Genomic DNA, 3,125 nt, shown 5'->3' on the forward strand with positions numbered 1-3,125 from the left:
TCCTTGCCCCGGAAGTTCACCTTGTCCCCCAGGTTCAGCCACTTCTCCGTTTCGACCTCATAATAGGTAAAATCCGCTGGACTCGCCTTCAATCCGGCAGCCTGTACCTGGCCATAGGCGGCCAGATCACGACCCACAGTAAAAGGAATATCCTGCGGCAGATCCTCCAACGCTCCGTCTGGGACCCCCATCCACAGCTTGGGCGAGGAAGCAGCCGATTCCGGGATGATGACCGCGCCGCTGGCGGAGGCCAGTCTTTTGATAAACTCCCAGTCTGTTTCTTGATACTGCATGGTGAAATTGCTGATGGAAGCCCCGCCTGTCGCCTCATCCATCACGTCAAAGCCTTCGTAATCCGCTGCCACCAGGTTCAGCAGTTCACCATAGGTCATGCCGTGGTTTTGGAAAGAACGGTTTTTCTTTTGACATCCAGCAGGTAGGTATGAGACACAGCCTCAACCTCCAGATGATAACGCCTCTTAACGCCAACGTTCAGCACGAAACTCTGCTTCTCCATCTTTGATTTTGGGCATGAAAAAAAGACTCACTCCCTCTCAGCGTTCAATTGGGGATAAGCCTCTAAAAAATTTATCTATATAGCATACTTTGAGTTGTTGCTGTGCAGAACCTTGTTCCTACATTATGAACCAGATTTATAGCTCAGCCAAAAAGGCTTATTCCTCCTCTTGGTCCGGGTAGGAATAAGCCTTTGAAAGTTTCTCAAGTGAACTTATCAGTGTTGGTCGTAAAGTTAAAACCTTGTTTTTAAAGTGTAAACATTATTTCATAGGAGTAATCCAAAATTTTTGATCATATGGACTTGGTCAACTCCCCTCGCTCCGTTCGTCTATTGTGTCGTTTTGAAAAAGCGAAGATAACAAAAAACACAACAATCATGTTCTAACCGTAATCAACCTACAAATGAAACTGTGGACATCACTAAATCAACAATATGTTTTTCAGGAAAAAATACCAGTCATCTTCATCAGTCCATGGGATTAAACTGCTATACTTCTCACCAAATACATAATTTAGAATAAACTCCTCAAAACTACCTAACTCTTTATCATAGCATTGGCTAGGATAACCAACAAAGAGATGTACTTGTCCAGTGTTTATATTCAGTAGAAGGGAGTTATCGATTACTTTACCTATACAAATCCAATCCCCGGATAACCCTGGAAGCTCTCTAATATAATATTGGAAATTATGCAAATCAATCGGATTAAATAATACAATACTCCCGAAGAATGACTCAGCACTTTCTTGAAGATATTCAGAGTAAGATTTAACGAAAGGTAAAGTAAAGTCAATTACATCCAACTGACTTTGTTCCTCTATAGTTAACCCATCACTTATATACCCATACACAATCGTTTCAGGATTTTCTATTTGTGATTTTCTCATTAAATTAAAATACTTTTTTACTTGTGGATTCAACAAATCCCCACCCTTAGCCTACTTGTTTATTTGTTCCCAAATCTGTTTTATCAGCAATCTGCTTGTTTTGGAATCAACAAGCTGAAGATTCCCCCATTTTTCTGGCCCACCGAGAATTAAGGGATGAATAAATTCTACATCCTTATACTTCCTTATTCTGTTAATGAGATTACGTGTTCCTTCTGGATCCTTCTTACTATATATTCTATAAATCCTTTTTATAACCTCTTGTTTATATTTACTTTTAAGATAGTTTCCTCCCATTGTTTTTTTTACAAATGTTCTATATTTTCTTTCACTCATTAGCATCACCTTCATATATCAGTTTATTTTTTTTCATAAACTGATACCATTCATCCTCATCAACCCATGGAACAATTTCCGAATACTTATACCCGAAAATATATTCTTTTAAGAAATTATTGAATGAACCTAGGTCCATTCCTTCATCATTGTATGGAATTTCAGAAAACCAGTATACATTTCCGTCTTCCTTATTGATTCCAATTGGTTCAGACATAATCTTACCAATACATAACCATTTCGTCTCCCACTCGGGAAGAAATTCTAACAAGTTTTGAAATTCCCTAATCCGAGAAAAATCAAATAAAACGATACTACCTAAAGAAAAACCAGATACTTCTTTTACAAAGTCAGTATATTGGCCTACTCTCTTATCTGAATTTACGAATAATTCTCTATTCAGACTAAGCACATCCTCGGCAATACCATCTTCAATAATACCAAAGGTCAGGTTAGATGAACTAGCTTTTAATAAGTTTTTAGCTTGAAGTATTTTTTTTATAATATCAATATCCATTTTTTCACCTTTTCACTATGATTTTTATTAGATTTCCAACTGGAACCTTATTTACGTCCCTTATTTGGCTCCATACATCTCGTCCTAATTGCTGGTTAGTGTATCCATCCAGTAGTTTTAAGTTTCTTCTTGAATCTGGCCCATTTAATTGCAGATCCCATAGGTGATCAGGATTCATTGTGTCGACTCGTTTTATCAATTCTTTTGCTTTTTCAGGGTCTTTACTACCATACATCCTTTCAATTCTCTTTTTAACATCCTTTTTATATTTTTCTGTTATATACTTGTTTCTCTTTACTGGATTCTTTGCTCTAGTCAGTTTTCCTTCTTTACTTAGTCGCTCTAGATACTTAGCTTTACGCTCGAAATCCCTCTTGTTCATTCCTTCTTTATATTCTAAAGTTACGGTGAACTCACCATTTTCACTTATCCCATCAACGTCCGGCTTCTTCCCATCACTAGACTTCCCTGAGCCGCCGCTACCACTTCCATGGCTACCGCCGCCACTGCTTCCTCCGTGACCACTGCCTCCGCCGGAAACAATACCGGAACTACCACCATGTCCGCCTTTCCTGCGCCCTCCGTTGGTCAGAATACCCAGCAGGGTAATCGCTTCCTGCGGTGCCCAGCCTTCCTCTTGGATCTTCGCCACGGCAGCTTCCTGGGCTTCACTCTTATAATAGTTGACTGCCGTTCCGTGTGCCATGCTCATCGCCATCGCCATGCGCGGACGGTTGGTTTCGAGGTTTTGCATCGCTGTCTTCAGCTTCTGCAGCACTTCCGCCTGGTTCAGGTTGCTGCCCATGCTTCGTGCTCCGGTGTATACTTTCCCCAGCGAGCCCATACCCGCTACCGTCAAGGATTC

At 40.4% G+C, this 3,125-nt stretch carries 3 protein-coding genes and 2 pseudogenes; all 5 read right to left on the minus strand.

Features of this window, described 5'->3' with window-relative positions:
- Nucleotides 1–392 (minus strand): annotated as a pseudogene (locus ACE5LO_RS27595) (hypothetical protein); the annotation flags it as partial.
- A 547-nt stretch (nt 393–939) separates the two neighbouring features.
- Nucleotides 940–1,440, minus strand: coding sequence for a hypothetical protein (locus ACE5LO_RS27600; protein ID WP_375523114.1), 501 nt, complete (start codon nt 1,438–1,440; stop codon nt 940–942).
- A gap of 18 nt (nt 1,441–1,458) precedes the next feature.
- Complete coding sequence (locus ACE5LO_RS27605; protein WP_375523115.1) at nt 1,459–1,743, minus strand: hypothetical protein; 285 nt, start codon at nt 1,741–1,743, stop codon at nt 1,459–1,461.
- Nucleotides 1,736–2,260 carry a hypothetical protein gene (locus ACE5LO_RS27610; RefSeq protein ID WP_375523116.1) on the minus strand — a complete coding sequence of 175 codons (525 nt, stop codon included), beginning with the start codon at nt 2,258–2,260 and terminating at the stop codon, nt 1,736–1,738. Before ACE5LO_RS27610 ends, ACE5LO_RS27605 begins: the two co-directional genes overlap by 8 nt.
- A 4-nt stretch (nt 2,261–2,264) precedes the next feature.
- Nucleotides 2,265–3,125: pseudogene (locus tag ACE5LO_RS27615) on the minus strand (hypothetical protein); the annotation flags it as partial.

Source organism: Paenibacillus medicaginis (assembly GCF_042138635.1).
GTDB classification, from domain to species: Bacteria; Bacillota; Bacilli; order Paenibacillales; family Paenibacillaceae; genus Paenibacillus; species Paenibacillus medicaginis.

Bases quoted from the DNA above. Each gene is read 5' to 3' on its own strand.
- ACE5LO_RS27605 (WP_375523115.1), bottom strand. From the start codon at position 1,743: ATGAGTGAAAGAAAATATAGAACATTTGTAAAAAAAACAATGGGAGGA.
- ACE5LO_RS27610 (WP_375523116.1), bottom strand. From the start codon at position 2,260: ATGGATATTGATATTATAAAAAAAATACTTCAAGCTAAAAACTTATTA.